Source organism: Streptomyces sp. NPDC097595, assembly GCF_044761525.1.
Taxonomy (GTDB): domain Bacteria; phylum Actinomycetota; class Actinomycetes; order Streptomycetales; family Streptomycetaceae; genus Streptomyces; species Streptomyces drozdowiczii_A.
Window position 1 is genome coordinate 176,537 of record NZ_JBIWCN010000015.1, and the last position, 24,887, is coordinate 201,423.

Annotated in this window: 24 protein-coding genes and 2 pseudogenes; 14 read left to right on the forward strand and 12 right to left on the reverse strand. The window is 71.8% G+C overall.

Annotated elements, in window-relative coordinates; all coding sequences use genetic code 11:
• Nucleotides 1-52: 52 nt before the first annotated feature.
• From ACIQZN_RS23350 to ACIQZN_RS23365, 4 genes are all read right to left on the reverse strand, one after another.
• Complete coding sequence (locus tag ACIQZN_RS23350) at nt 53-643, reverse strand: malonic semialdehyde reductase (protein ID WP_403997081.1); 591 nt, start codon at nt 641-643, stop codon at nt 53-55.
• A gap of 148 nt (nt 644-791) precedes the next feature.
• Nucleotides 792-1,028, reverse strand: coding sequence for an exodeoxyribonuclease VII small subunit (locus ACIQZN_RS23355; protein WP_403997084.1), 237 nt, complete (start codon nt 1,026-1,028; stop codon nt 792-794).
• A 61-nt stretch (nt 1,029-1,089) separates the two neighbouring features.
• A complete protein-coding gene (gene xseA / locus ACIQZN_RS23360; RefSeq protein WP_403997087.1) occupies nt 1,090-2,301 on the reverse strand; it encodes an exodeoxyribonuclease VII large subunit in 1,212 nt (403 codons plus the stop codon).
• Between the two features lie 47 nt (nt 2,302-2,348).
• Nucleotides 2,349-3,722: an APC family permease gene (locus ACIQZN_RS23365; protein WP_403997090.1), complete on the reverse strand. Its 1,374-nt coding sequence runs from the start codon at nt 3,720-3,722 to the stop codon at nt 2,349-2,351.
• Between the two features lie 74 nt (nt 3,723-3,796).
• On the opposite strand from ACIQZN_RS23365, the gene ACIQZN_RS23370 reads away from it, so the two are divergent.
• Nucleotides 3,797-4,786, forward strand: a complete 990-nt coding sequence (locus ACIQZN_RS23370) for a 4-hydroxy-3-methylbut-2-enyl diphosphate reductase (RefSeq protein WP_198956985.1) — start codon at nt 3,797-3,799, stop codon at nt 4,784-4,786.
• 61 nt (nt 4,787-4,847) lie between these two features.
• Nucleotides 4,848-5,600: a polyphosphate--glucose phosphotransferase gene (gene ppgK, locus ACIQZN_RS23375; RefSeq protein ID WP_403997094.1), complete on the forward strand. Its 753-nt coding sequence runs from the start codon at nt 4,848-4,850 to the stop codon at nt 5,598-5,600.
• 63 nt (nt 5,601-5,663) lie between these two features.
• On the opposite strand, the gene ACIQZN_RS23380 is transcribed toward ppgK, so the two are convergent.
• Entirely contained in the window at nt 5,664-6,197 is a 534-nt protein-coding gene (locus ACIQZN_RS23380; RefSeq protein WP_403997181.1) for a DUF6542 domain-containing protein, read from the reverse strand.
• Nucleotides 6,198-6,441: 244 nt separating this feature from the next.
• Between ACIQZN_RS23380 and ACIQZN_RS23385 the strand changes: the two genes are divergently transcribed.
• The 3 genes from ACIQZN_RS23385 (at nt 6,442) to ACIQZN_RS23395 (ending at nt 9,509) form a co-directional block, all read left to right on the forward strand.
• Nucleotides 6,442-7,326 (forward strand): helix-turn-helix domain-containing protein, encoded by an 885-nt coding sequence (locus ACIQZN_RS23385; protein WP_403997097.1) that lies wholly within the window; start codon nt 6,442-6,444, stop codon nt 7,324-7,326.
• A gap of 177 nt (nt 7,327-7,503) precedes the next feature.
• On the forward strand, nt 7,504-8,367 hold the full coding sequence (locus ACIQZN_RS23390) for an ABC transporter ATP-binding protein (protein WP_403997100.1): 864 nt from the start codon (nt 7,504-7,506) through the stop codon (nt 8,365-8,367).
• A gap of 77 nt (nt 8,368-8,444) precedes the next feature.
• Nucleotides 8,445-9,509, forward strand: coding sequence for an ABC transporter substrate-binding protein (locus ACIQZN_RS23395; RefSeq protein WP_403997103.1), 1,065 nt, complete (start codon nt 8,445-8,447; stop codon nt 9,507-9,509).
• Here ACIQZN_RS23395 and ACIQZN_RS23400 read toward each other — a convergent pair.
• Complete coding sequence (locus ACIQZN_RS23400; protein ID WP_403997106.1) at nt 9,482-10,768, reverse strand: RNA-guided endonuclease InsQ/TnpB family protein; 1,287 nt, start codon at nt 10,766-10,768, stop codon at nt 9,482-9,484. The genes ACIQZN_RS23395 and ACIQZN_RS23400 overlap by 28 nt on opposite strands.
• 144 nt (nt 10,769-10,912) lie before the next feature.
• On the opposite strand from ACIQZN_RS23400, the gene ACIQZN_RS23405 reads away from it, so the two are divergent.
• The 4 genes from ACIQZN_RS23405 to ychF all read left to right on the forward strand — a co-directional run bounded on the left by ACIQZN_RS23405 (nt 10,913) and on the right by ychF (nt 16,605).
• Nucleotides 10,913-13,021, forward strand: a complete 2,109-nt coding sequence (locus ACIQZN_RS23405; protein WP_403997109.1) for an iron ABC transporter permease — start codon at nt 10,913-10,915, stop codon at nt 13,019-13,021.
• A gap of 19 nt (nt 13,022-13,040) precedes the next feature.
• Nucleotides 13,041-14,093 (forward strand): peptidase C39 family protein, encoded by a 1,053-nt coding sequence (locus ACIQZN_RS23410; protein ID WP_403997112.1) that lies wholly within the window; start codon nt 13,041-13,043, stop codon nt 14,091-14,093.
• 68 nt (nt 14,094-14,161) lie between these two features.
• On the forward strand, nt 14,162-15,397 hold the full coding sequence (locus ACIQZN_RS23415) for a GNAT family N-acetyltransferase (RefSeq protein WP_403997115.1): 1,236 nt from the start codon (nt 14,162-14,164) through the stop codon (nt 15,395-15,397).
• Nucleotides 15,398-15,516: 119 nt separating this feature from the next.
• Entirely contained in the window at nt 15,517-16,605 is a 1,089-nt protein-coding gene (gene ychF / locus ACIQZN_RS23420) for a redox-regulated ATPase YchF (RefSeq protein WP_403997118.1), read from the forward strand.
• 20 nt (nt 16,606-16,625) lie between these two features.
• Here the strand turns inward: ychF and ACIQZN_RS23425 are convergent, their stop codons facing one another.
• The 3 genes from ACIQZN_RS23425 to ACIQZN_RS23435 form a co-directional block, all read right to left on the reverse strand.
• The gene (locus ACIQZN_RS23425) at nt 16,626-17,111 is read right to left on the reverse strand and encodes a nuclear transport factor 2 family protein (RefSeq protein WP_403997121.1); all 486 of its coding nucleotides are present in this window, start codon (nt 17,109-17,111) and stop codon (nt 16,626-16,628) included.
• A 116-nt stretch (nt 17,112-17,227) separates the two neighbouring features.
• On the reverse strand, nt 17,228-17,926 hold the full coding sequence (locus ACIQZN_RS23430; RefSeq protein ID WP_403997124.1) for an ArsR/SmtB family transcription factor: 699 nt from the start codon (nt 17,924-17,926) through the stop codon (nt 17,228-17,230).
• A 70-nt stretch (nt 17,927-17,996) separates the two neighbouring features.
• Entirely contained in the window at nt 17,997-18,581 is a 585-nt protein-coding gene (locus tag ACIQZN_RS23435) for a TetR/AcrR family transcriptional regulator (RefSeq protein WP_403997126.1), read from the reverse strand.
• Between the two features lie 163 nt (nt 18,582-18,744).
• Between ACIQZN_RS23435 and ACIQZN_RS23440 the strand changes: the two genes are divergently transcribed.
• Complete coding sequence (locus tag ACIQZN_RS23440; RefSeq protein ID WP_403997129.1) at nt 18,745-19,560, forward strand: SDR family NAD(P)-dependent oxidoreductase; 816 nt, start codon at nt 18,745-18,747, stop codon at nt 19,558-19,560.
• A gap of 85 nt (nt 19,561-19,645) precedes the next feature.
• Here ACIQZN_RS23440 and ACIQZN_RS23445 read toward each other — a convergent pair whose 3' ends face one another.
• Nucleotides 19,646-20,359, reverse strand: coding sequence for a lytic polysaccharide monooxygenase (locus tag ACIQZN_RS23445; RefSeq protein ID WP_403997132.1), 714 nt, complete (start codon nt 20,357-20,359; stop codon nt 19,646-19,648).
• 382 nt (nt 20,360-20,741) lie between these two features.
• On the opposite strand from ACIQZN_RS23445, the gene ACIQZN_RS23450 reads away from it, so the two are divergent.
• Complete coding sequence (locus tag ACIQZN_RS23450; protein ID WP_403997135.1) at nt 20,742-21,068, forward strand: hypothetical protein; 327 nt, start codon at nt 20,742-20,744, stop codon at nt 21,066-21,068.
• A gap of 54 nt (nt 21,069-21,122) precedes the next feature.
• Here the strand turns inward: ACIQZN_RS23450 and ACIQZN_RS23455 are convergent, their stop codons facing one another.
• Complete coding sequence (locus ACIQZN_RS23455) at nt 21,123-22,508, reverse strand: glycoside hydrolase family 18 protein (RefSeq protein WP_403997137.1); 1,386 nt, start codon at nt 22,506-22,508, stop codon at nt 21,123-21,125.
• A 202-nt stretch (nt 22,509-22,710) separates the two neighbouring features.
• Between ACIQZN_RS23455 and ACIQZN_RS23460 the strand changes: the two genes are divergently transcribed.
• Both ACIQZN_RS23460 and ACIQZN_RS23465 read left to right on the forward strand, forming a co-directional pair.
• Nucleotides 22,711-23,463 (forward strand): GntR family transcriptional regulator, encoded by a 753-nt coding sequence (locus tag ACIQZN_RS23460; RefSeq protein WP_403997140.1) that lies wholly within the window; start codon nt 22,711-22,713, stop codon nt 23,461-23,463.
• Nucleotides 23,464-23,693: 230 nt separating this feature from the next.
• A complete protein-coding gene (locus ACIQZN_RS23465; protein WP_073964871.1) occupies nt 23,694-23,894 on the forward strand; it encodes an SPOR domain-containing protein in 201 nt (66 codons plus the stop codon).
• A 61-nt stretch (nt 23,895-23,955) separates the two neighbouring features.
• Here the strand turns inward: ACIQZN_RS23465 and ACIQZN_RS23470 are convergent.
• A pseudogene (locus tag ACIQZN_RS23470) lies at nt 23,956-24,114 on the reverse strand (MATE family efflux transporter); the annotation flags it as partial.
• Nucleotides 24,115-24,353: 239 nt separating this feature from the next.
• Between ACIQZN_RS23470 and ACIQZN_RS23475 the strand changes: the two are divergent.
• Nucleotides 24,354-24,875 (forward strand): annotated as a pseudogene (locus ACIQZN_RS23475) (PadR family transcriptional regulator); the annotation flags it as partial.
• Between the last annotated feature and the right edge of the window lie 12 nt (nt 24,876-24,887).

Below are 24,887 nucleotides of genomic sequence, written 5' to 3' on the forward strand. Positions count from 1 at the left end.
AGCGGGTGCTCCGGGGCCTTCCCCGTGTTCGACCGTTCGGAACGGCCGTGGCTCAGACGGTCTTGACGACCTCGTCGAAGGCCAGGCGCGGCAGGCGCGGGAACCAGGCGTCCTCGCCCGGCTTGCCGATGTTGACGACCATGAGGACCTTGTGGTCGCCGTCCAGGAACTCCTTCTCGATGCCCGCGGCGTCGTAGCCGGTCATCGGGCCGGCGGCCAGGCCGGCGGCGCGGACGCCGATGATGAAGTACGCGGCCTGGAGGGCGGCGTTCAGCGAGGCGGCGGACTCGCGGACCGGGCGCTCCGAGAAGAACATGTCCTTGGCCTGCGGGAAGTGCGGCAGCAGGGCCGGCAGCTCCTCGTGGAACTCGTTGTCCGCGGCGAGGATCGCGACCAGCGGGGCGGTCGAGGTCTTGGGCTGGTTGCCCTCGGCCATGTGCTGGACGAGGCGCGCGCGGGCGTCGTCGGAGCGCACCAGGACGACGCGCAGCGGCGACTGGTTGAAGGCGGTCGGGCCGTACTTGACCAGGTCGTAGATGGCCTGGACCTGCTCGTCCGTCACCGGCTCGTCGGTGAACGTGTTGGCGGTGCGGGCCTCGCGGAAGAGGAGGTCCTGGGCGGCGGGGTCAAGAACGAGGGACATCGGGCGTATTACCTTCCGGACGTACACGGGGGGATCGGGTCGCGGACACGAAGGTTCCGGCCACGACGATCACCGTACGGCGGAAGTGCGTTAACGTTCAACTAAATGGGGAGTGGGGAGACTCACGCCGCAGAACCGGAATAATTCCTTACGCCTCGTCCTCCGCCGGGCCCGCGAGCGCGGCGTCCAGCCGGGCACGGGCGCCCTCCAGCCAGTGCCGGCACACCTTCGCCAGCTCCTCGCCCCGCTCCCAGAGCGCGAGGGAGTCCTCCAGCGAGGTCCCGCCCGCCTCAAGGCGGCGCACCACCTCGATCAGCTCGTCGCGCGCCTGCTCATAGCCCAGCGGGCTCGTCGCGGCGGCGGCCGCCGTCCCCTCGTCCGTCATGTCTTCCACCCTATGCGTCGTCATGTGTCCGGTCCCTGAATCGATCCCGCCCCGGGGGCCGCTAATCCGCGACCCGCACCGTGAACTCGCCCCCCGACACCCGGGCCCGCAGCGGCTCCCCGGCCCCGCCCGCGTCCGCCGGCTCCCGGACCACGTGCCCGTCGGCGCGCTGGAGCACCGCGTAACCGCGCTCCAGGGTCGCGGCGGGCGACAGCGCGAGCACCCGGGCCCTGGTGTGGGACAGCTCCGAATCGGCCCGGTCCAGCAGATGGCCCAGCACCCGGCGGGCGCGGCCGGCCAGCGCGTCGACGTCCGCCTCGCGCTCGTCCACCATCCGCCCCGGGTGCTCCATGCAGGGCCGCCCCAGCGCGTGGGCGAGGCCCCGCTCCTCCCGGTCGAGCAGCCCCTGGACCGTCCGCAGAGCCCGGTCCCGCAGCTGCCGCACCCGGTCCAGCTCCTCGCCCACGTCGGGCACGACCTTCTTCGCCGCGTCCGTGGGCGTCGAGGCCCGGACGTCCGCGACGAGGTCGAGCAGCGGGGAGTCCGGCTCGTGCCCGATCGCCGAGACCACCGGCGTACGACAGGCCGCGACCGTACGGATCAGCTCCTCGTCCGAGAAGGGCAGCAGGTCCTCGACGCTGCCGCCGCCGCGCGCCACCACGATCACGTCCACGTCCGGGATGCCGTCCAGCTCCTTGACCGCCCCCACCACCTGGTTCACCGCGTGCACCCCCTGCACGGCGGTGTTGCGCACCTCGAAGCGGACGGCGGGCCACCGGCGGCGGGCGTTCTCCAGCACATCGCGCTCGGCCGCCGAGGCCCGGCCGCAGACCAGCCCGATCAGCTGCGGCAGGAAGGGCAGCGGCTTCTTCCGGTCCAGGGCGAACAGACCCTCGGCGGCCAGGGACTTCTTCAGCTGTTCGAGGCGCACCAGCAGCTCGCCGATGCCCACCGGCCTTATCTCCGTCGCCCGCAGCGACAGCTGCCCCCGGGGCGCGTACCACTCCGGCTTGGCGAGGACGACGACCCGCGCGCCCTCCGAGACGACATCGGCGATCCGGTCGAAGACCTGCCGGAAGCACGTCACGCTCACCGAGATGTCGTGCGACGGGTCGCGCAGCGTCAGGAACACCACCCCGGCACCGGGCCGCCGCGACAGCTGCGTGATCTGGCCCTCGACCCAGACCGCACCGAGCCGGTCGATCCAGCCGCCGATGAGCCGCGACACATCACCGACGGGCAGCGGGGCTTCCGGGGAAGTGTTCAGAGCCATGCGAGCGAGCGTAACGGCCGGGACCGACAACGGGCCCCGTCACGGCTTCACGGGGCCACACCCCGCCGCCCCCGCTGCACCAGCACCACCACGAGCCCCACGACCAGCCAGCACGCGCCCACCACCTGCGCGCTCCCCGTCGCCTCCACGATCACCGCGATCAGCACCCCCGCACCGACCACCGGCACCACCAGATGGCGCCACCAGCTCGGCTCGCCCTCCATCCGCCGCACCACGAACCAGCCCACCACCGACGCGTGCAGCAGCACGAACGCCGTCAGCGCCCCGATGTCCACCACCGAGACCAGATGGTCGAGCCCGTCGTCGCGCCGCGCCGCCCACACCGCCGCCACCAGCGTCACGACGGCGGCCAGCAGGATCGCCACCCTCGGCACCCCCGAGCGCGGATCGACCTTCGACAGCAGCCCCGGCAGCCGCCGCTCCCGGGCCATCGCGAACAGCAGCCGCCCCGCCGCCGCCTGCCCCGCCAGCGCCGCGAACGCCGCCCCGATCGCCTTGCTGACGGCCACCAGATCGTGCAGCCAGGTCCCCACCGCCGCGTCCACCGTGTCGTAGAACGCCGAGCCCTGCGCCCCCGGATCGGCGGTCAGCTCCGACGAGGTCATCGGTTCCAGCAGGGCCGCCAGATACGCCTGCGCCACGAACAGCGTCCCCGCGAGCACCAGGCAGAACAGCACCGCCCGCGCCACCTGCGCCGAGCCGCCCGTCACCTCCTCCGCGAACGAGGCGATCGCGTCGAACCCGAGATACGAGAGCACCGCCACGGACACCGCGCCCAGCACCGCCGTCATGGAGAACCCGGAATCCCCGGTGAGCGGCGACAGCCAGCCGCGCTGCGCCCCGTCCCGTACGAGCACCACCACGGCGGACACCACGAACACCAGCAGCACCACGATCTCCATCGCCAGCACCGCGAAACCGACCCGGGCGGCGGCGCGCACGCCCCACAGGTTGAGCAGCGTCGTCAGGACCACCGCGAGCGCCGTCCACACCCAGCGCGAGACGCCGGGAACCAGCGAGTTCATCGCGATCCCCGAGAAGAGGTACGCCACGGCCGGGATCAGCAGGTAGTCCAGCATCGCCATCCACCCGGCGATGAACCCGGGCCCCTCGCCGAGCCCCTTGCGGGCGTACGCGAACACCGACCCGGCCATCGGGGCGACCCGCACCATCTGCGCGTAACTGAACGCGGTGAACGCCATCACCACGGTCGCGGCGACGTACACCAGCGCGACCGCCCCGTCCGACTTCGCGTCCAGCGTGCCGAACACGCCGACCGGGGCCATCGGGGCGATGAAGAGCAGCCCGTAGACCACCAGGTCCCGGAAGCCGAGGGTCCGCCGCAGCCGGGCCTGCTCCGTGGCGCCGCCGCCGCCCGATTCCGTACCGCTGTCGGCCATGAGCCCTCCGTTGGTCGCGTCAAGATCAGTCTCCCGACCTGCTGCCCCACGCGCCCGTCCGATACGGCCTTACGATGGGACGCATGACTGCTACGACCCCCCGACGCGTCCTCCTCGCCGCTCCCCGTGGCTACTGCGCGGGCGTGGACCGTGCCGTGATCGCCGTGGAGAAGGCCCTGGAGCAGTACGGCTCCCCGGTCTACGTGCGCCACGAGATCGTCCACAACAAGTACGTCGTACAGACCCTGGAGAAGAAGGGCGCGATCTTCGTCGAGGAGACGGCGGAGGTCCCCGAGGGCTCGATCGTGATGTTCTCCGCGCACGGCGTCGCACCGACCGTGCACCAGGAGGCGGCCGAGCGGAAGCTCGCCACGATCGACGCGACCTGCCCCCTGGTCACCAAGGTCCACAAGGAGGCCGTGCGCTTCGCGCAGGACGACTTCGACATCCTCCTGATCGGCCACGAGGGCCACGAGGAGGTCATCGGCACCTCCGGCGAGGCCCCCGAGCACATCACCCTGGTCGACGGCCCCGAGGACGTCGAGAACGTCGAGGTGCGCGACCCGTCGAAGGTCGTCTGGCTCTCCCAGACCACCCTCTCCGTGGACGAGACGATGGAGACGGTCGGCGCGCTCAAGGAGAAGTTCCCGCTGCTGATCTCGCCGCCCAGCGACGACATCTGCTACGCCACGCAGAACCGCCAGATCGCGGTGAAGCAGATGGGCGCCGACGCGGACCTGGTGATCGTCGTCGGCTCGAAGAACTCCTCCAACTCGGTCCGCCTGGTCGAGGTCGCCCTCGGCGCGGGCGCGGGCGCCTCCCACCTGGTGGACGGCGCCGACGAGATCGACGAGGCGTGGCTGGACGGTGTCTCCACGGTCGGCGTCACCTCCGGCGCCTCCGTGCCCGAGGTGCTGGTCGACGGGGTGCTGGCGTGGCTGGCCGAGCGGGGTTTCGAGGACGTCGAGATCGTGAAGGCCGCCGAGGAGTCGATCGTCTTCTCGCTGCCGAAGGAGCTCCGCCGCGACCTGCGCGCGGAGGCGGCGGCCCTGAAGGGCGAGTAGCCCGGATCTTCGGAGGCCGTTCCGGGAGTGGGCGCGCGCCGGTGCCCGTACCGTGGATCACATGGAGATCTTCGGCGTGGACATCGGCGGATCCGGGATCAAGGGCGCTCCCGTGGACCTGGACCGCGGAGACCTGGCGCAGGAGCGCCACAAAGTACTGACACCGCACCCGGCGACGCCCGAGGACGTGGCCGGGTGCGTGGCCGAGGTCGTCGGCCACTTCGACTGGAAGGGCCCGGTGGGGATCACCTTCCCGGGCGTCGTCACGGACGGCGTCACCCGCACCGCGGCCAACGTCGACAAGGGCTGGATCGACCAGGACGCCCGCACGCTGCTCGGCGACAGGCTGGGCCTCCCGGTCACCGTGCTCAACGACGCGGACGCGGCGGGCATCGCCGAGATGACGTTCGGCGCGGGCCGGGGCCGCAAGGGCACGGTGATCATGCTGACCTTCGGTACGGGGATCGGCAGCGCGCTCTTCATCGACGGGAAGCTCGTCCCCAACACGGAGCTCGGCCACCTGGAGCTCCACGGCCACGACGCGGAGAAGCACGCCTCCACGAAGGCCAAGGAGGACGAGGACCTGGGCTGGCACCACTGGGCCCGCCGGGTCCAGAAGTACCTGGCCCACGTGGAGATGCTGTTCTCGCCCGAACTGTTCATCATCGGCGGAGGAATCAGCCGTAAAGCCGACAAATTCCTGCCACTGATCGAGCACGTACGGGCGGAGATGGTCCCGGCGGAGCTTCAGAACAACGCGGGGATCGTGGGCGCGGCGATGGCCGCGAAGGCGGCCGCCGCGGCCTCGGACTGACGCCTCGGCGTTTCGCGTTCGGCGTTCGGCCCGGAAGGCCGGCTCAGGGTTGGGAGGGGCGGCTCAGCGCTGGGAGGGGCGGCGGGGTGCCCGCTCCGCCGTGCGGCCCGCCGGTGCCGGCGAGGCGCCGGCGGCGGCCGGCCGGGCGGTGTGCGCGGCCAGCAGCAGCCGCCGCTGCCGGGCCCGCATCAGCCGAACCTTGCGTACGGAGGCGATGAGGCCCGCGACGAGGGTGCCGCCGTACAGCCAGCCGGCGTGCACGGCGAGCGCGGTGACGACGGCCATGGTCCGGCCGCCGAGCCCTCCGCCGCCGCCGGCGATGGGGGCGATGCCGAGCGCGAAGGCGATGGGCACGATGATGGGCGCGGTCACCAGGTCCGCAGGGCGCACCCAGAGCGCGGTGAGCGCGCTGACCGGCAGGAACAGCACCCCGAACACGACCGGCGACTCGTCGAACAGCAGCCAGTCCAGGCACCCGATCAGGAACATGGCGGCGGCCGCGAAGAGCCCGGCGCCGATCCCGGTGAGCCGGGGATTGGGCAGCCGGCGCAGCGCGCCCACGGCGGGGGAGACCGGCCGCCCGGCGGGCGCGCTCATCACCCGGTAACCGAGGGCCCCCGTGCCGTCGGCCTTCCTGGCACCCTTGGCCTCCCCGAGCGGGGACAACGGGGTCTGCCTGCGCTGCGGGGGACGTGTCCTGTGCTGCTCCACCGGGACAACGTAGGTCGCCGGGAGGCCGGAATCAGGTGCGGGACACGCGCTTTGGCCGACCTTGGCGATGAGTTCGATGCCACACGGCGCAACGGGAACCGGTTCGGGGCGGCCGCTTAGACTCGCTCGTATGGTCCGGTCGCAGTTCCCCGAGGTGAGCCCGGGGCTGTGGCGCCGCGAGGCGGGCACGGTCGTGCGCCGGGCCGGGGCGCTCCCGGAGCGGGCGCCGGCCGCGGGCGCCGTCGTCGCGGAATTCCGGATCGTCCCCGCCCCCACGGAGTGGGCCCAGCACGCGCACCAGCTGCACGAGCTCGTCTGGGTGCGCGGCGGAACGCTGACGTCCCGGGTGGGCGGCCGGGTCTTCACCGTGTTCGAGGGCCACGGGCTCTGGATGCCCGCCGGGGTGGTGCACGCGGGCCGGGCGACGGAGGGTGCCCGCTTCCACAGCGCCTTCTTCGCCCCCGACCGCACGCCCTTCGCCTTCGGGGAGCCGGAGGCGATCGCGATGACCCCGCTGCTCGTGTCGCTGCTGACCCATCTGTCGCGTACGGACCTCGACGAGGCCGCCCGGCTGCGGGCTGAGGCCGTCGTATTCGACGTGATCGAGCCCTCGGAGCACGAGCTGGCGCTGCGGCTGCCCGGCGATCCCCGGATCGACGCCATCGCCGAAGCCCTGCTGGACGATCCCGCCGACAGCCGCTCGCTGGAGGAGTGGGCGCGGGAGCTGGGGACCAGCGACCGTACGATCACCCGCGCGTTCCGCCGGTCGACCGGGCTCTCCTTCGCACAGTGGCGGCAGATGCTGCGGGTGCACCGGGCGCTGATGCTCCTGTCGGACGGTTTCGATGTGATGTCCGTCTCCGAGCAGCTTGGCTACGCGCAGCCCAGCTCCTTCATCGCCGCCTTCCGGCGCGTCATGGGGACCACGCCCGGCGCGTTCTTCGGGGCGGTGGCGGCTTCCGGGGATGTCCGGAATTCCGTATCGGGTGGCGAGAACGCCGGATTGTCTGCCTGACAAGCGGAATATAGTCTTCTTCGAGTTAGGTAACCCTTAGTTGTTGCTCGCCGTGCGCGGTGCTGCCCGCGTACGCCCGTAAGCGGTGCCCGCGTACGGGAGAGCGTGCGGCCCGGCCCGTGAAGGCCGGGCGGGGGGTGCCCCACACCGCGCCCCTCCGATCACCCGGACCTCCTCATGTTCACAAGCCCCTTCCGTCGTGCCGGACGACTTCCGGACGGCCCCGCCGCACCGGCGTCCGCGCTCCACGGGCGCGACCTGGTCCTGCGTTACGGCGGCGAGCCGGTCGTCCACGGCGTCTCGGTCACCCTGGAGCCCGGCCGCGCCACCGCCCTCGTGGGGCCGAACGGCAGCGGGAAGTCCACGCTGCTGCGCGCGCTGTCCCGGCTGCACCAGGTGGACGGCGGCAAGGTCACCCTCGGCGCCGCCGACGGAGCGGCCGAGCGCGACGCGGCCCTGCTCAGCCCGCGCGGGTTCGCCCGCGAGGTGACCCTGTTCTCCCAGTCGCGGCCCGCACCCCAGGGGCTGACGGTCGCCGAGGTCGTGGCCTTCGGGCGCCACCCCTACCGGCGCGGCTTCGCGGGACCCACCCCCGAGGACGGCGCCGCCGTCGACCGCGCCATGGGCGTCACCGGCGTACGGGACATGGCGGACCGGCAGGTCGGGGAGCTCTCCGGCGGGGAGATGCAGCGCGTCTGGCTCGCGGCCTGCCTCGCCCAGGACACCGGCGTCGTGCTGCTGGACGAACCGACGAACCACCTGGACCTGCGCTACCAGTTTGAGACGCTCGACCTGGTCCGGGACCTCGTGGAGCGGCACGGCCTCGCCGTCGGCATCGTGCTCCACGACCTCGACCAGGCGTCCCGGGTCGCCGACACGCTGGTCCTCATGCACGCCGGCCGCATCCACGCGGCGGGAGCCCCGGCCGACGTGCTCACCGCCGAGAACATCGGCCTGGTCTACGACATCCGCGTCGACGTCGCCCTCGACCCGCGTACGGGCCGGCTGCGCATCGACCCCCTCGGGCGCCACCTCACCTGACGAGGCCGCCACCCCTTCCGGAGCAGCCGTGCGGCGCTCCGACGCAACGTTCGAGAATTTGAGAAAGAGGACCCTCCATGAACCGCGCCAGCCGCCTGACGGCCGCAGCCACGACCGGGCTCGCCCTGTTCGCCCTCGCCTCCTGCGGCACGACCGACGCCGACGACGTCACGGCCAAGAGCAGCGCCAAGGCAGCCCCCGCGTCGAAGGGCTGCGCCGACGACACCACGACCACGTCGACCGGGCCGGTCTCCCTCACGGACGGCGTCGGCCGGCAGGTGAAGCTCGACAAGCCCGCCAAGCGCATCGCGGTCCTGGAGTGGCAGCAGGTCGAGGACGCCCTGACCCTGTGCGTCACCCCCACCGCCGTCTCGGACGCGAAGGGCTACAGCACCTGGGTCAGCGCGGAGAAGCTGCCCGGCGGGGTGACCGACATCGGCACCCGCGAGGAGCCCGACCTCGACACCCTGTACGCGGCCAAGCCCGATCTCATCGTCGTGGAGGCGTTCGACGCCAAGGACGAGATGATCAAGAAGCTGGAGAAGCGGGGCGTCCCCGTGCTCGCCACGCGCGGAGCCAACCCGAAGGACCCGATCGGGAACATGCGCCAGGTCTTCAGCATGATCGGCCAGGCCACCGGCCGCACCGAGCGCGCCGACCAGGTCCTCAAGGAGTTCGACGACCACCTCGCGAAGGCGAAGCAGCAGGTCACCGACGCCGACCTGCCGACGAAGGACTTCGTGTTCTTCGACGGCTGGCTGGAGGGCAACAACCTCACCGTCCGCCCCTACAGCGACGGCGCCCTCTTCACCGAGCTGGGCAAGGAGCTCGGCCTGAAGCCCGCGTGGACCAGCAGCGTCAACAAGGAGCACGGCGACGGAGGCGTCGACCCCGCCTACGGCCTCGCGCAGACGGACGTCGAGGGCCTTGTCGCGGTGGGTGACGCCAACCTCTTCTACGCCAACGACGAGGGCGCCGGCGGCTATGTCGCCGCGATCCAGAAGAACCCGATCTGGAAGAAGCTCCCGGCCGTCAAGGAAGGCCGCGCCCACGCCTTCCCGGCCCGGGTCTGGGGCGCCGGCGGCCCCCGCTCCAACGAGCAGGCGATCGACGCCTACGTCGACGTACTCGACAAGAATTGACATCCTCCCCGCCCTGAAAGGGTGGGGATTCCTGGCTCACGTTGGCCGGGGACCTGCAGTCCTTCGGCTCTTACACGATCGGCACCAGCCGGGTTGAGACCTGCCCGGACCAGCATCACGCGGGCGGAGTTCTTGTCCCTGGGGGACACGTTCCCGCATGCGGTGCAGGTGTAGGTACGTTCCGAAAGAGGTAGTGCGTGCTTGGTTCTCGCTCCGCACTGTGCGCAGTCCATGGTGGTGTGCGCGGGATGCACAAGACGGATGTCCCGTCCGTGTTTGCGCCCCATCTCGATGAGGGCGGTCTTGGTGGCGCCGATCGCGGCGTCGGCGGCCTTGCGGGCCATGGTGGTCTTCGCCAGGAACTTCGGGCGGAAGTCCTCGACGGCGATGGCGTCGTGGTCGCGGACCACGGATTTGGCCCACTTGCGGGCGGTGTCCTGCCGCTGACGGACCACCTTCTTGTGCAGCTTCGCGGCCTGCCGTCGGGCGTTGCGGTAGCCCTTGGACGCGGCCTTGCCCTTGGCGGGGCGGCGGCGGGCCATCATCCGCTGATAGCGCCCCAGCTTCCGCGCCGCGCTCTTTCCGTGGCCGGGGTGGGGGAGGTCGTGGGCGTCGGATGTGGTGGTGGCGGTCTCCCTGACGCCCCAGTCCACGCCGAGCACGTGCCCCGTGGCGGGGAGCGGCTGGGGCTCGGTGGTGACGACGAACGACGCGTACCAGTGCCCCAGACTGTCCCGGTACACCCGCACCGAGGACGGCACGGACGGCAACTCGCGGGACCACACGACCGTCAGAACGATGCCGCCCGCGAGGTGCAGGCGGCCGTCCTTGAGACGGAAGCCGCGCTGGGTGTAGTTCAGCGTGGGCAGGGCGTCCCGCTTGCGCTTCATCCGGGGCATCCCGGCCCGCCGCCGCACCGACACCCTTGCCACGATGTCCTTGATCGCCTTGACCCGGGACTTCGTAAAGTCACGGATGGTCTGCTGCTGCGGGACGCTCGCCCCCTCCCGCAGCCATGCCATCGACTGCCGGGCCTCGGTCAGCGACTTGTCGAGCTGCGCCGGACCGCACGTCGTCTTCTCGACGGCGTCGCGGTTCGCGGCGTGAACCTTGCGGGACATCGCCACGCACTCGTTCCACACCCACCGACACCGCGCCCACTCCGCCCCAAGACCCGCCCGCGCGGACGACGACACACGCAACCGGTAGGTGTACCGGGCAAGCCCGGACCCCCGCTCAGCCACTGCCGTCGTCGCCATGATCCGCAACGTAACAGCCCCCACTGACAACGAGAGAGAGCGCAGGTCAAGGCCAATGTGCAGCGCACTCCGCCACTTCGCGGCCCCGCACCCAGGACCCATAGCCCCCCGCCCTGAAAGACAGGGCGTCCCGGGAGAACCAAGGTGAGCGCCGTACGCACAGCGCCACCCGCCGAGGGAGCGCCCCCGCGTCCGCTCAAGGAACGCGGCGGCGCTCCCGCCGGGGCGGCCGTCCTGGCGCTCCTCCTCGCCGCGACCGTCCTGGTGGGCCTGTGGCACCTGACCCAGGGCACCTCGGGCGTCGGCGTCGGCGATCTCGTGCGCCACCTCGCCGGGCAGAAGGACAGCGCCGACGGCGCACCGGTCGGCGAGATCCTCACCGGCTCCCGGCTGCCGCGCCTCTTCGCGGGCGTCGCGGTCGGCTTCGCGCTGGGCTGCGCCGGCACGCTGCTCCAGTCCGTCACGCACAACGCGCTGGCCTCGCCCGACACCCTCGCGGTCTCGGCCGGGTCCTACTTCGCCGTCTCGCTGGTCGCCGCCTTCGGCCTCTCCGTACCGCTGTGGGCCTCGGGCGTCGTCGCCTTCACCGGCGGCCTGGTCGCGGCGGCGCTCGTGCTGCTCCTCGCGGGCCGGGCGGCGGGCACCTCGGGCACCCGCCTCATCCTCGCCGGATCGGCGCTGGCGATGGCCCTGGACTCCGCGACCGGGATGCTCCTCATCCTGTTCAAGGACAACACCACCGGCCTCTACGCCTGGGGCAGCGGCTCGCTCGCGCAGCTCGACATCGACGCGTCGCTGCGCGCCATCCCCCTCATCGTCCTGGTGCTCTGCGCGGCCCTCGCCCTTTCCCGGCGCCTCGACGTGATGAACCTCGGCGACGACACCGCGGCCACCCTCGGCGTGCCGATCCGGAGCACCCGGGTGCTCGCCGTGCTCTGCGCGGTCCTCCTGACCAGCACCTCGGTCACCCTCGCGGGCCCGATGGCGTTCGTCGGCCTCGGCGCCCCGGTCCTGGCCCGCCTGATCGCCGGCCGGGTCCGCGCACTGCGCCGCCACCTGCTCCTGATCCCCGCCGCCGGCCTGCTCGGCGCGCTGCTCATCCTGCTCGCCGACGCGGTCCTGCGCGCGGTGCAGGGGGCGGACGGGGCGGCCTCCATCCCCACCGGGGTGCCCACCGCGCTCCTCGGCTCCGTCGTGATCGTGGTCCTCGCGCTCCGGCTGCGCGACACGGGCCGCATCCAGCAGCCGCCACGGGCCCGGGTCGCCGCCCGGTCCCGGCGCGCCTACCTCCTCGTCGTGACCGGCGCGGCGGTGCTGCTGGTGGTGGCCGCCCTCGTCGGCACCCTGGCGGGGAGCCTCTGGCTGAAGACCGGGGACATCGCGCTCTGGATCCAGGGCACCGCCCCCGACCTGATCGGGGCCGCCCTGGACGACCGGGTGCCCCGGGTCACCGCCGCCGTCCTCGCCGGCATGGCGCTCGGACTCGCCGGATGCGTGGTGCAGGGCACCGTACGCAACCCGCTCGCGGAGCCGGGCATCCTCGGCATCACGGCGGGCGCCGGTCTGGGCGCCGCGGGCGTCGTCACCTCGGGGCTCGGCGGCGGACAGACGGTGCTCGTCGCGGTCGCCGTCGCGGCCGGGCTCGCCACCTTCGCGGTGATCGCCCTGCTGGCCTGGCGCGGGGGCTTCCTGCCCGACCGGTTCGTCCTGATCGGCATCGGTGTGGGGTACGGCCTCAGCGCGGTGACCACGTTCCTGCTGCTGCGCGCCGACCCGTACAACACGCCCCGCATCTTCACCTGGCTCTCCGGCACGACCTACGGCCGTACGTTCTCCGACACCGTCCCGGTCGCCGTGGCCCTCGCCCTCGCGCTTCCCGTACTACTGGCCATGCGCGAGCGGCTCGACCTGCTCGCCGTCGACGAGGACACCCCGCGGATCGTCGGCGTCAGGGTGGAGCGCACCCGCTTCGCGGCCCTGGCGATCGCCGCGGTGCTCGCCGCGCTCAGCGTGATCGCCATCGGCGTCGTCGGCTTCGTGGGACTCGTCGCCCCGCACCTCGCCCGCTCCCTGGTGGGCGCCCGGCAGGCCCGGACGATCCCGGTCGCGATGCTGCTCGGCGGGGTGCTGGTGTGCGTGGCGGACGCGCTGGGCCGCACCGTCGCGGCCCCTTCCCAGGTGCCGGCGGGGCTGATGATCGCGCTGGTCGGCGCGCCGTACTTCGTGTGGGTGCTGAAGCAGTCCCGCGCCTGACTTTCTCTGGAGCATTCGAATGTCGTCCTCCCTGCGAGAAGGGCCCGTGCCATACGAGCCCGGCACCGCGCCGGCCCCGCTCGTCCCCCCGGAGGTGGCGGAGCGCTGGGGTGCGGTCGACCGCTCCGCCCACGCCCCGCACCTCGTCGCCGTGCGCGGTGACGGCGAGGAGTGGGCGGGCGCCGCGCTCGTCACCGCCCGCCCGGGGACGGCGTATCTGAAGATCGTGGACGCCGTGGGTGACGTACCGGCCGTCATCGGGGCCGTCGCGGCCCACGCGCGCGAGCGGGGTCTCGTCCAGCTGAAGTGGGAGGGGTGGACGGTCACGCCTTCGGACGCCGCCGCCGCGGGCTTCGCGCCCCTGGACCCGCCGCTCTCGCAGTCGGAGGGCGCGAAGGGGCCGGCCGCCGGTTACGTCCGCTGGCTGAACGACGACGCGGTGGCCGCGCCCCCGTACTACGGGCAGACCACCCACTTCAGCTGTGGCGCCGTCACCGCCCTCGTCGCGCAGGTGCACGCGGGCGTCCTGCCGCGCGAGGCGCTCGACCGCCGGGCGGAGCTGACGCTGTGGCGGGACGCGACCAACTTCATGGCCTGCGAGCCCGTCGGCCTCGGCGTCGCCCTGCGCCGGTCCTGGCCGTCGGCCGGGGTGACGGTCCACCTCGACACGGACCGGCCGCTCATGCTCGACCACCTCGACCCGGGCGACCAGGAGTGGCGCGCGGTGCTCCAGCAGGTGTCCCGTACGGAGGCCGAGCGCATCGGCGTCCCGGTCGACCCCGGCCACTTCCCGCTGAGCGCGGTCCGGGACGCGATCGGCCGGCGGGAGCACGTACTCCTGCTGCTCTCGCTCGCCGCGATGCAGGGGTTCGAGGTCCCGCACTGGGTCCTCTGCCACGGCGTCGTGCCCGGTGCCGTGGTGATCGATGACCCGTGGGCCAACGGCGCGACCGGGGACACCTGGGTCGACGCGCATGTGCTGCCGGTGCCGGACGCGTCGCTGGACGCGATGTCGAGGATGCCGCCAGGGGACTTCCGAGGGGCCGTGACCCTGCGCTCCGCCCAGTTGTAACCCGGTGCGCCCGGCGCGGGGCCACCCGTAGCCTGGCCCCTTTCCGAACCCGAGGAGAAACGGCAGTGATGGAGATCCGTCCCACGACCGACGAGGACTTCGAGGTCTTCGTCGCCACCGTCCACACGGCCTTCGGGCAGTTCCCGGAAACCCCCGTCGCGGAGGGCGGGCGCTGGTGGTCGGCGCTGGAGACGGACCGCGGCCTCCTCGCCGTGGCACCGGACGGCAAGCCCGTGGGCACCGCCGCCGCGTACTCCTTCGAGCTGACCCTGCCCGGCGGGAAGCCCGTCCCGGCCGCCGGAGTGACCGCCGTGGGCGTCCTGCCCTCGCACCGGCGGCGCGGCGTGCTCAGCGCGATGATGCGCCACCAGCTCGCGGACGTGCGGGAGCGGGGCGAGTTCCTGTCGGTGCTGCTGGCCTCGGAGGCGCGTATCTACGGCCGGTTCGGGTACGGCCCCGCGACGTCGACGGCGCGGCTGACGGTGGCGCGGCACCGGGCGGAGCTGGGGGAGCGGCGGGGGGAATCGGCGGGGGACGTCTTTGGCGGACCCGGCACCTCCGGCACCGGCTCCGTCGAGGTGCTGCGGCGGGCCGACTGCGGCGAGATCCTCGAAGCGGTCTACGACCGGTACCGCCGCGCGCAGCCCGGCGCGCTGTCCCGGCCGCCCCGCTGGTGGGAGCTGGGCGCGGGCCAGCCGCCCGTCTCCCGGGCCCCTCGCTACGTGGCCGTCCACCGGGACGCGGACGGTACGCCGGACGGGTACGCCAGCTACTCGACGGACTCCGGCACCCTGACGGTGGACGAGACCATCGCCGTCGATGACGCCGCCTTCACCGCCCTGGCCCGGTACGCCCTCGGCCACGACCTGGTCTCCCAGGTCGTCTTCCGGCACGTCCCGCCGGAGCACCCGCTGCGCTGGCAGCTCGCGGACATCCGGGCCGGTGAGGTCGGCGGCCACACCGACTGGCTCTGGGTGCGCCTGCTCGACGTACCGCGTGCGCTGACGGCGCGCGGCTGGTTCACGGACGGGGAGCTGGTGCTGGACGTGGCCGACCCGTTCCTGGGCGAGCACGGCCGCTACCTGCTGACCGTCCGCGACGGCAGGGCGGAGTGCGTGGCCACGGACCGGCGGCCCGACCTGTCGCTGGACGTACGGGACCTGGGCTCGGTGTACCTCGGCGGCACCCGGCCGAGCACCCTCGTACGGGCCGGACACATCCGGGCGCACGACCCGGCCGCCGCCGCCCGCGCGGACGCGCTGTTCGCGGGCGACGTCTCCCCGCACTGCCTGCAATGGTTCTGACCGAGGAGAGCTCCTCGCCCCGGTCCCTGTACCGTGATACGCGCACGTGGACGATGGCACGCCTGGACTGCCGTCGCGGCCGACCCCACCCTTCTTGATCCTGAGCGGACGTTTGTGGCATGAGTACTAGTATCGGAATCGTCGGACTGCCGAATGTCGGCAAGTCGACCCTGTTCAACGCCCTGACCAAGAACGACGTGCTGGCGGCCAACTACCCGTTCGCCACGATCGAGCCGAACGTCGGCGTGGTCGGCGTCCCGGACCACCGTCTGGGCGCCCTGGCGAAGATCTTCAACTCGCAGAAGATCCTCCCGGCGACGGTGGACTTCGTGGACATCGCGGGGATCGTACGGGGCGCGAGCGAGGGCGAGGGCCTGGGCAACAAGTTCCTCGCGAACATCCGCGAGTCGGACGCGATCTGCCAGGTCATCCGCGCGTTCAAGGACGAGAACGTCGTCCACGTCGACGGCAAGGTCTCGCCCAAGGACGACATCGAGACGATCAACACGGAGCTGATCCTCGCGGACCTCCAGTCGGTCGAGAAGGCGATCCCGCGCCTTCAGAAGGAGTCCCGCCTCCAGAAGGAGAAGGTCGCGGTCCTCGCGGCGGTCGAGGAGGCGCAGAAGATCCTCGAAGCCGGCGACACCCTTTTCCACGCGGGCATCACCGCCTCCACGGAGAAGGGCCGCCTCCTCCACGAGCTCCACCTCCTCACCACCAAGCCCTTCATCTACGTGTTCAACGTCGACGAGGACGAGCTGGTCGACGAGGACTTCAAGAACGAACAGCGCGCCCTGGTCGCCCCCGCCGAGGCGATCTTCCTGAACGCCAAGATCGAGTCCGAGCTGATCGAGCTGGACGACGACGAGGCCCTGGAACTCCTCCAGTCCATGGGCCAGGAAGAACCCGGCCTCGCCACCCTCGGCCGCGTCGGCTTCGACACCCTCGGCCTCCAGACCTACCTCACGGCAGGCCCCAAGGAAACCCGCGCCTGGACCATCAAGAAGGGCGCCACGGCCCCCGAGGCGGCCGGCGTCATCCACACCGACTTCCAGAAGGGCTTCATCAAGGCGGAGATCATCTCCTTCGAGGACCTGATCGAAACCGGCTCGGTGACCGAAGCCCGCGCAGCGGGCAAGGCCCGCATGGAGGGCAAGGAGTACGTGATGCAGGACGGCGACGTGGTGGAGTTCCGCTTCAACGTCTGAGTCGGCCGGTCCCGTGGCGGTCAGGAGGGGCTTGTCCCTTCGGTGTGGGCGCCCGTGTCCCGCATCAGCGGGCTGTGGGCGCCCTCGTGGAAGTCTCCGGCCATGTCGAGCCAGCCGAGGCAGTAGCGGGACCGGATCTCCCGGCATGCGATACGCCAGACGCCGTCCTCCTTCGCGTAGTCGTCGTAGTAGCGCACCGCGGCCAGGACGCAGGTGCCGTCGCGGCCGTGTTCGGCGTGAGCGCTGACGACGCCGGTGGCCCGTTCCTCGTCGATGATCGTGATCACGTGGGAGTGCCGGTAGTGGAACGTGAACTCGTTCTTCGGTAGTTGGGCCCGGTAGAAGGCGTCCAACTGGTCGCGGCCGACCACCTCCCCGCCCTTGAACTTCAGGCGGCCGTTCCGCGTGAAGCAGGAGGTGATGCCGTGCCAGTCGCGGTCGTCCAGCAGATGGCCGTAGCGGTCGGCCAGGTCGGTGAGATCGGCGCGGGTCTGCAGTCGGTTCACTCGCGCGGTCAACAAGTGCGCATCGTCATGTTCGGCCATGCCGCAACGCTAGGACCGAATCGGTTAACCGCCGGTTGAAGTGATCTTGGGCCGACGCGTGACCGTCCGCTCGGCGTTCATCCCTGGCCGCAGGCGTGCAACTGGAAGTTTTCGAGCAGTACTTCACGGCCGTGTTCGCTCACCGAGACGACGCGGCTGGTCTCGCTTGTGTGCAACCAGCCCCGACGGAAGAACTCCGACGCGAGGGTGGCTCCGAGACTTCCGCCGAGGTGGTGGTCCTGCTCGCTCCAGTCGGTGCAGGCGCGGGTCAGCGGGCGTCGCTGCCGGGCCAGTTCACCGACGTCGATCCCCAGCCGGTCGAAGGCCCGTGCCCCGCGAGGGGTGACGTGCGGGACGGGTCCGCGACATTCGAGGAAGCGACCGTCCAGGAGCCCTCTCGTCAACGTCACGCCCGTCCTGCCGCCGATGTGGTCGTGACACATCCGTCCGCGTCGCAGCGCGGCGTTCTCGGACACCTCGCGGAACGAGCGCGCGGGCACACGGGGCGCCACGAGCAGCAGCGCCTCGATGGCGTCGGCTACGGCCTGACCGCTGAGCCGGTAGAAGCGCTGACGTCCGAGCGGCTGCACCGCCAGCAGGCCGCCGGCCATCAGCTTGCGCAGATGCGCACTCGCGAGTGGGGCCGAGACCTTCGCCCGCTCGGCCAGGGCCGAGGCCGCCATCGGGCCGCCGTCCAACAGGGCCAGCAGGATTTTCGCGCGCGTGCGATCGCCGATGAGTGCGGCGACAGCAGCCAGATCCGGTGAGCCGGTCACCTCGTGAAGGTACCGACCCGAGGGCCGGGGAAGCCACCCGCTGGTAAGCACCAGGCCACCGGAGCGTCTCTCAGCCCCGTCCCCCCGCCCCGTGCAAGAACGTCTCCACCACTCGGGCCGCCAGCGCGTCCGGGTCCGTCACCGGGTCGGCCGGGTTGCCGTGCAGCGTCTCGCCGAGCAGGGCGTAGTAGACGCGCTGGAGCCAGTGGAGGTCGGACGAGGGGGCGATGAGGCCCTCCGTGCGGGCGCGGGCCAGGACCGTGAGGCAGTGGTCGGTCATCGTTTCGTGGAGGGTGGCCGCTTCCGTGCCGGGGGTCGCCGGGAGGCTCAGGGCGAACGTCCAGGCGCCCTTGATCTCCAGGACGTTGGCGGTGATGCGGTGCAGGGCCACCAGGGGCGGGGCGGTGGTGGGGCGGCCGTCGTCCACGGCCTGGGCCAGCTGGCGGGCCGCCGACAGGGCCAGGGCGTCGATCAGCGCCTGGCGGTGCGCGAAGCGGCGGTGGATCGTCGTGCGGGACACGCCCGCCTCGGCCGCGATCTGCTCCATCGAGGCGCCGGGGTCCTTGGAGAGCAGGCGTTCCGCCGCCTCCAGGATCAGGCGCACGCTGCGCTCCGCGTCCGCCCGCAGCGGCCGGGCCGTCGTCTCGCCGCCCATGGCGTTCTCCTCGTCGTCTGCCTCGCTGGCTCAGCCCTCTAAACGTAACACTCATGCGCCATCTCTGGCTTAAGTGGGACAGTGCTGTTGCGAATAATGAAGGAATGGGTACTCTGCTGTTGCAGATGCTCCGTCCGTCGACGCCTCGTCAAGGAGACCTCCCATGCCTGCAACCGCTCTCGTCACCGGTGCCTCCTCCGGGCTCGGCGCGGAGTTCGCCGCCCAGCTCGCCGCTCGCGGCCACGACCTCGTCCTGGTGGCGCGCTCCGAGGACCGGCTCACCGCCCTCGCCGCACGGCTGGAGGCCGAGCACGGCGTCCGCGCCCACGTTCTCGTCCAGGACCTCGCCGAGCCCGGCGCCGCCCGCGCCGTCGCCGGCCGGCTCGACGCGCTCGGCCTGCGGATCGGGCTGCTGGTCAACAACGCGGGGTTCGGGACCTGCGGCCGCTTCGAGGGCATCGACGCGGAGCGCGACCACGACCAGCTGATGGTCAACGTCGTCGCGCTCGTCGGCCTCACCCACGCCCTGCTCCCCGGCATGCTGGAACGCGGCACCGGCGCCGTCGTCAACGTCGCCTCCACCGCGGCCTTCCAGCCCGCCCCGTACTTCGCGGTCTACAGCTCCGCCAAGGCGTTCGTGCTGAACTTCGGGCTGTCGCTGCGCCAGGAGTGCCGCGGACGCGGCGTGCGCGTGCTCACCCTGTGCCCCGGGCCCGTCGACACGCCGTTCTTCGAGGCCATCGGGACCCGTGAGGCGGCCGTCAACGGGTCGATGAGCACCCCGGAACCGGTCGTGCGCGCCGCGCTGGCCGCCCTCGACCGCGACCGCGCCTATGTCACCCCGGGCTTCGGCAACTCCCTGTCCGCGCACCTGCTGCCGCGCCGGCCGCGCGCCCTGGTCGCGGCGATCGCCGAGCGCGTCACGCGTAAGGTCCTCACCGCCGAGGACGGCACGCGGACCGAGTCGTACGCGGCATGACTACGCGGCATGAGCCCTGCCCCGTACGTACCTCTCCGCAGGACGTACCTCTCCGCAGGGCCGGGGCCCCGCGGAGAGACGCGCGTCAGCAGGTGCCCAGGTCCTCCCAGACGCCCCACTCGCCGGTCGTGCCGGGCTGGTCGCCCTGGACCCACCACTTGGCGCGCCAGGTGTGACCGTTGTACGCGACCGTGTCGCCGCCGTTGTACACGCGGCCGGCCTCCCACGCCGAGGCGGCGCAGTCGCCCGGGTCGCCGCCGTCACCGTCACCGGGGGTGCCGCCCCCGCCGATCTGGAGGTCGATGCAGGCGTAGAACGCGTTGGCGGTGTCCGCGATGTTCCAGACCGCCAGCACCTTCTGGCGGCCGCTGTAGCCGCCGAGGTTCACGTGGTGGGTCTTGGTGGCGCCGGGCTGGGCGCCGTTGTCATTGAACTCCGCGATCTTCGAGCCGCCGATGTAGTACTGCCAGGTGCTCGTGGCGTGGCGGGCCGTCAGCGTCCAGGAGAAGTCGGCGGAGCTGCCGACCGGGGTGGCCTTCCAGCCCTTGCTGTCGTTGTCCAGCTCGGCGAACTGCGCGTTGCCTCCGCTGCAGCTCATCAGGCCCTTGGGGCCCTCGACGCTCTGCGGCTCGTACTTGATCTGGCCGCAGTCGACGGTGCCCGCCGCGCACTGGGCCTGGCGGCTCGGCGGCGAGGAGACGTAACCGTGCGCACTGGCTGTGGTGGCCGGCAGGACCACCGCGAGCAGGGGGGCGACTCCCGCACCGAGCACGAGGGCCAGTTTTCGCTTCGCGTTCATGCCAACTCCTTCGCTGGGGACTGCCGCGGGGTGACGGCAGCGGTCGGACATGCCCGCACCGGGCAGCGGCCTTGTCAGGGGGTGCCGGCGCGGTGGGGGCAGGGATGCGGCCGGTGGCGAGGGGGTGCCGCCCGCAGCCCCTTCGCGCGCCGTGGGACGCCTGGGGCGACCACGGCTCACCTTAGGTCTAGACCATACTCATGGGCGTGTACTCGTCAATAGGGCCTGTGCTCAAGGATCTTGACGAAGTGTCACGTCGTGAGGTCGTTGCGATCGGCGCTGCTGGGGCGGTGCCGTCGCGATTGGACTGGACCAAATCTGGGCAGCGCTCTTTCGGCGAGTTGCACATCACCGGACCCACCCACCGGATCCAAGGAGTCTCATGTTCGGGAAGCGCAGTGTCATAGGTACCGCGGCCCTTGCCGTGACCGCGGTCGGCGCGCTGCTGACAGCGGCCCCCTCCGCCCAGGCGGCGCCGACCGGCTGCACGGTCTCCTACGGGGGCGGCGCCGGCAGCACGATCTCCAGCCTGTGCACGGGCGGCACCGGCCACCACCGCGTCCACGCGGTGCTCAACGCCCTGGACCCGCGCCTTCCGCAGCGGATCGTCCTGGGCGACTGGGCCCCGGTCGGCCAGGCGTCCGTCGCCACCAACCCCTGGGGTTCCGGTTACATCCAGTCCGTCTGGACGGAGACCGTCGACTGGTGACCGTACGCACGACCGAGGGGCGGCTGCGCACCGGCAGCCGCCCCCGAGGTGTTTCTACCGGTGGGAGAGCCCGCGGTCGACGGCCGTGATCAGCTCGCCGTTCTCAGTGTCGCCGTCCAGCGACCAGAACATCGCGCCGCCGAGCCGGTGGTCGCGGATGTACGCGGTCTTGGTGCGCAGCACCTGGGGGTCGTCGTACGTCCACAGCGTGGTGCCGTCGAACAGCCAGGCGCTGCCGTCGCGCGTGTTGCGGTGCACCTTGTACGTACCGGATTCGGCCAGTTTCCTGAGGGCCTTGTAGTCCTCGTAACCGGCCGCCCAGGTCGCCGGGGCAGGGCCCGCCGCCGGCTGTCCGAGGCCGTCGCCGCCGCCGGTCACGCCCGTCCAGCCCTGGCCGTAGAAGGGCATGCCCATCACCAGCTTGCGTGCCGGTGCGCCCCGCTTCAGCCAGTCCCGCACGGTCCGGTCGACGCTGTAGTCGCCCTTGGCGTACAGCGCGGACTGCTGGGCCGTCTTCGCCTCGCCGGAGACGTGGAAGTCGTAGCCCTGGAGGTTCACGAAGTCGAAGTCCCGCATGATGCGCGGCACGTCGAAGCCGGCGTCGATCTTCTCGGGGGACGCCGGGACGAACGCCGAGAGGTCGTAGTGCTGGGGCTTCGCGCCGTGGTGGCGGCCCTTCCGCTCCTGGGCGGTCTTCTTCGCGTACGCGTCGAGCTGGGTGCGGAACTCGTGGACCAGGGCGGTGAAGTTCCGCTTGTCCTCCGGGCGGTACACCGTGTCGGTGTCACCGGCGGATCCCGGCCATTCCCAGTCGATGTCGATGCCGTCGAAGAGCCCGGCCGCCGCGCCCTCGCCGCCGCGCGTCCCGTCCACCGGCAGGTTGCCCTTGATGTACAGGTCGATGCAGGAGGCGACGAGCGCCTTGCGCGACGCGGCGGTGCGGGCCGCGTCGGAGAAGTGCGTGGACCAGCTCCAGCCGCCGAGCGAGATCATCACCTTGAGGCCGGGGTGCTCGGCCTTGAGCTTCCGCAGCTGGTTGAAGTTGCCCGCGAGCTTCTGGTCGTCGGCGTCGGCGACCCCGTCCACGGAGTTGGCCGCGTCGAGCGGACGGACGTAGTCCGCCCAGGCGTCGGCCTCGCCGGGCACATTGCCCGTGAAGCACTTCCCGTCCGCGCTGACGTTGCCGAACGAGTAGTTGACGTGGGTGAGTTTGGCCGCGGTGCCGCTCGTCTCCAGGTCGTTGACCTGGAAGTCGCGCCCGTAGACGCCCCATTGGGTGAAGTAGCCGACGCGCTTGTAGTCGGGCGCGGAGCCGTGATGACCGTGCCCGCCGCCGTGACTGCCGTGCCCGGACGAGGCGTTGGCGGCGGGAGAGAAGGAGGCCGCGAGCATGAGGGCGCAGGCGGCGATGGCGAGTGAAGACGAGGTTCTTCGACGCATGAGGCCAGAAGTTATTGGTCTGGACCAAACGGGGTCAAGGGTTTGGCAAAGGCGACTTAAAGGGGTTCTGGCCGACGCGTCGCGGACTATGCGCAGGCCCGCCCAATGTCATCACTTCGAGTGAAACTGTGGCCTGCGCTTGCGATCCGGAACCCACGGTTGCGACGCTGTCGCAGTCCGTCAACCTCTTGGGGAGTGGCCTGTGGCTTTCGGTGAGCAGCCCGCCTATCTGCGCGTGGCGAGCGATCTGAGAGAGAAGATCGTCAACGGTTTGCTGCCGCCGCATACGCGCCTGCCGTCACAGGCGCGCATCCGCGAGGAGTACGGGGTCTCGGACACCGTCGCGCTGGAGGCGCGCAAGGTCCTGATGGCGGAGGGCCTGGTCGAGGGCCGCTCCGGCTCGGGGACGTACGTCCGCGAGCGGCCGGTGCCCCGCATGGTCGAGCGCTCCGGCTTCCGGCCCGAGGCGGGCGCGGGCCCGTTCCGGCAGGAGCAGGCGGCCGACGGGGCGCGCGGGACCTGGGAGTCGCGCAGCGAGCAGGAGGGCGCGAGCGCCGAGATCGCCGCCCGACTCGGGATCGAGCCCGACGACCGCGTCATGCGCACGCGTTACGTGTTCCGGGAGGCGGGTGAGCCCGTGATGCTCTCCACCTCCTGGGAGCCCCTGGCCATCACGGGGCGGACGCCGGTGATGCTGCCGGAGGAGGGTCCGCTGGGCGGCTGCGGGGTGGTCGAGCGGATGGCCGCCATCGACGTGATCGTGGACAACGTGGCCGAGCAGGTGGGCGCGCGCCCGGGGCTGGCGGAGGAGCTCCTGGCGCTGGGCGGGGTCCCCGGCCATGTGGTGATGGTGGTCGAGCGGACCTTCTACGCCTCGGGGCGGCCCGTCGAGACCGCCGACGTGGTGGTGCCGGCCGACCGCTACCGGGTGGGATACCGGCTCCCCGTGAGGTGATCCCCGGGCGGACCGCCCCTGACTGTCATGTCCCGACCCCGCTCCAACGCCCTGGGGGCGCATTCGTGAGAATGCGCCCCCAGGGCGTTGGTCCGTTCCTGGCCGGATCGGTACCTCTTTGTGTAAAGACGTATCCGTTGAGTAAAGGTCAGGCGTAGGGTCGGGCATATGCGTACCGGGGTTTCCTGGAGTTCCTTAGAAGCGTGCACATCGTTCAGGGGAGGGGCGCGATGCTCGGGAGAAACACGATGAGTGACAGCGGTGCCGTGCTTTCCTGGCTGGTGATACGGCAGGACGACAACGGCAACCGCTACCGCGTGGGCAGGTACGCCACGCAGGGCGAGGCCCAGCGTGCGGCCGACAAGTTGCAGGACCGGGGGCACAAGCAGCTGTACTGGGTGGAGCGCGTCGGGCAGGCCGCCCAGTCGTAAGGCGTGCGGCGCACGGGGCTGATGCGCCGTGCGCCGGTACAGGGGAGTGACGGCGGCGCACTGCACCGCCGTCGCCGGTCCCGGGGACGAGCCGGGCCGGCGGGGCGCGGCAGAGGTAGCCCCCCACGGCGACCACCGGCGTGACCAGTGTCCACGGCGCCCAGCCGCCGCGCACCGCCGAGCGGAGCGCCGCCGGGTCGCCCGCGCCCCTGGTCCGCGCCCCTGGTCCGCGCCCCTGGTCCGCGCCCCTGGTCCGCGCGACGACCGCTTCCATGACCGCGCCCCTCTTTCCGCTGCACCTCTAATCGAGGTATAGCGGAAAGAGATAACGCCGCGACGACCGCTTCCATGACCGCGCCCCTCTTTCCGCTGTACCCCGAATCGAGGTACAGCGGAAAGAGATAACGTGAGGCGCCCGGACCGGCAAGCGGGACGACGGACGCGGTAGGAGCTCGGCGCGTGCTGGAACTGTCGATTCTGGGATTCCTCTTCGAGGAGCCCCTGCACGGATATGAGCTGAAGGCCCGCATCCAGGCCCTCAGCGGCCACATCCGCACGGTCAGCGACGGTGCGCTCTATCCGGCCATTTCCCGGCTGGTGAAGGCGGGCCTGGTCGACCAGCACACCGAACCCGGCACGGGGTCGGCGCCCCGCCGGGTCCTCTCCCTCACCGAGGCCGGGCGCGAGGAGCTGTACGCCCGGCTCGGGCACCCCAAGGAGGCCGAAATCACCGACGGGCAGCGCTTCTTCACGCTGCTCGCGTTCCTGCACCACCTCCCGGACCGCGCCGGGCAGGCGGCCGTCCTGCGCCGACGGCAGACGTTCCTCGACGCCCCGGCGAGCTTCTTCCACCGGGACGGCGAGCCCGTGCGGGCCGAGGAGGCGCCCACGCTCTTCCGGCGGGGCATGCTGCGCATCGCCCGCGCCACGGGCACCGAGGAGAAGAAGTGGCTGGCCGAGGCGATCGGCGAACTGGAGGGCGGGGACGCGCCG

Bases quoted from the DNA above. Each gene is read 5' to 3' on its own strand.
- ACIQZN_RS23350 (WP_403997081.1), bottom strand. From the start codon at position 643: ATGTCCCTCGTTCTTGACCCCGCCGCCCAGGACCTCCTCTTCCGCGAG.
- ACIQZN_RS23355 (WP_403997084.1), bottom strand. From the start codon at position 1,028: ATGACGGACGAGGGGACGGCGGCCGCCGCCGCGACGAGCCCGCTGGGC.
- xseA (WP_403997087.1), bottom strand. From the start codon at position 2,301: ATGGCTCTGAACACTTCCCCGGAAGCCCCGCTGCCCGTCGGTGATGTG.
- ACIQZN_RS23365 (WP_403997090.1), bottom strand. From the start codon at position 3,722: ATGGCCGACAGCGGTACGGAATCGGGCGGCGGCGGCGCCACGGAGCAG.
- ACIQZN_RS23370 (WP_198956985.1), top strand. From the start codon at position 3,797: ATGGGACGCATGACTGCTACGACCCCCCGACGCGTCCTCCTCGCCGCT.
- ppgK (WP_403997094.1), top strand. From the start codon at position 4,848: ATGGAGATCTTCGGCGTGGACATCGGCGGATCCGGGATCAAGGGCGCT.
- ACIQZN_RS23380 (WP_403997181.1), bottom strand. From the start codon at position 6,197: ATGAGCGCGCCCGCCGGGCGGCCGGTCTCCCCCGCCGTGGGCGCGCTG.
- ACIQZN_RS23385 (WP_403997097.1), top strand. From the start codon at position 6,442: ATGGTCCGGTCGCAGTTCCCCGAGGTGAGCCCGGGGCTGTGGCGCCGC.
- ACIQZN_RS23390 (WP_403997100.1), top strand. From the start codon at position 7,504: ATGTTCACAAGCCCCTTCCGTCGTGCCGGACGACTTCCGGACGGCCCC.
- ACIQZN_RS23395 (WP_403997103.1), top strand. From the start codon at position 8,445: ATGAACCGCGCCAGCCGCCTGACGGCCGCAGCCACGACCGGGCTCGCC.
- ACIQZN_RS23400 (WP_403997106.1), bottom strand. From the start codon at position 10,768: ATGGCGACGACGGCAGTGGCTGAGCGGGGGTCCGGGCTTGCCCGGTAC.
- ACIQZN_RS23410 (WP_403997112.1), top strand. From the start codon at position 13,041: ATGTCGTCCTCCCTGCGAGAAGGGCCCGTGCCATACGAGCCCGGCACC.
- ACIQZN_RS23415 (WP_403997115.1), top strand. From the start codon at position 14,162: ATGGAGATCCGTCCCACGACCGACGAGGACTTCGAGGTCTTCGTCGCC.
- ychF (WP_403997118.1), top strand. From the start codon at position 15,517: ATGAGTACTAGTATCGGAATCGTCGGACTGCCGAATGTCGGCAAGTCG.
- ACIQZN_RS23435 (WP_403997126.1), bottom strand. From the start codon at position 18,581: ATGGGCGGCGAGACGACGGCCCGGCCGCTGCGGGCGGACGCGGAGCGC.
- ACIQZN_RS23440 (WP_403997129.1), top strand. From the start codon at position 18,745: ATGCCTGCAACCGCTCTCGTCACCGGTGCCTCCTCCGGGCTCGGCGCG.
- ACIQZN_RS23445 (WP_403997132.1), bottom strand. From the start codon at position 20,359: ATGAACGCGAAGCGAAAACTGGCCCTCGTGCTCGGTGCGGGAGTCGCC.
- ACIQZN_RS23450 (WP_403997135.1), top strand. From the start codon at position 20,742: ATGTTCGGGAAGCGCAGTGTCATAGGTACCGCGGCCCTTGCCGTGACC.
- ACIQZN_RS23455 (WP_403997137.1), bottom strand. From the start codon at position 22,508: ATGCGTCGAAGAACCTCGTCTTCACTCGCCATCGCCGCCTGCGCCCTC.
- ACIQZN_RS23465 (WP_073964871.1), top strand. From the start codon at position 23,694: ATGCTCGGGAGAAACACGATGAGTGACAGCGGTGCCGTGCTTTCCTGG.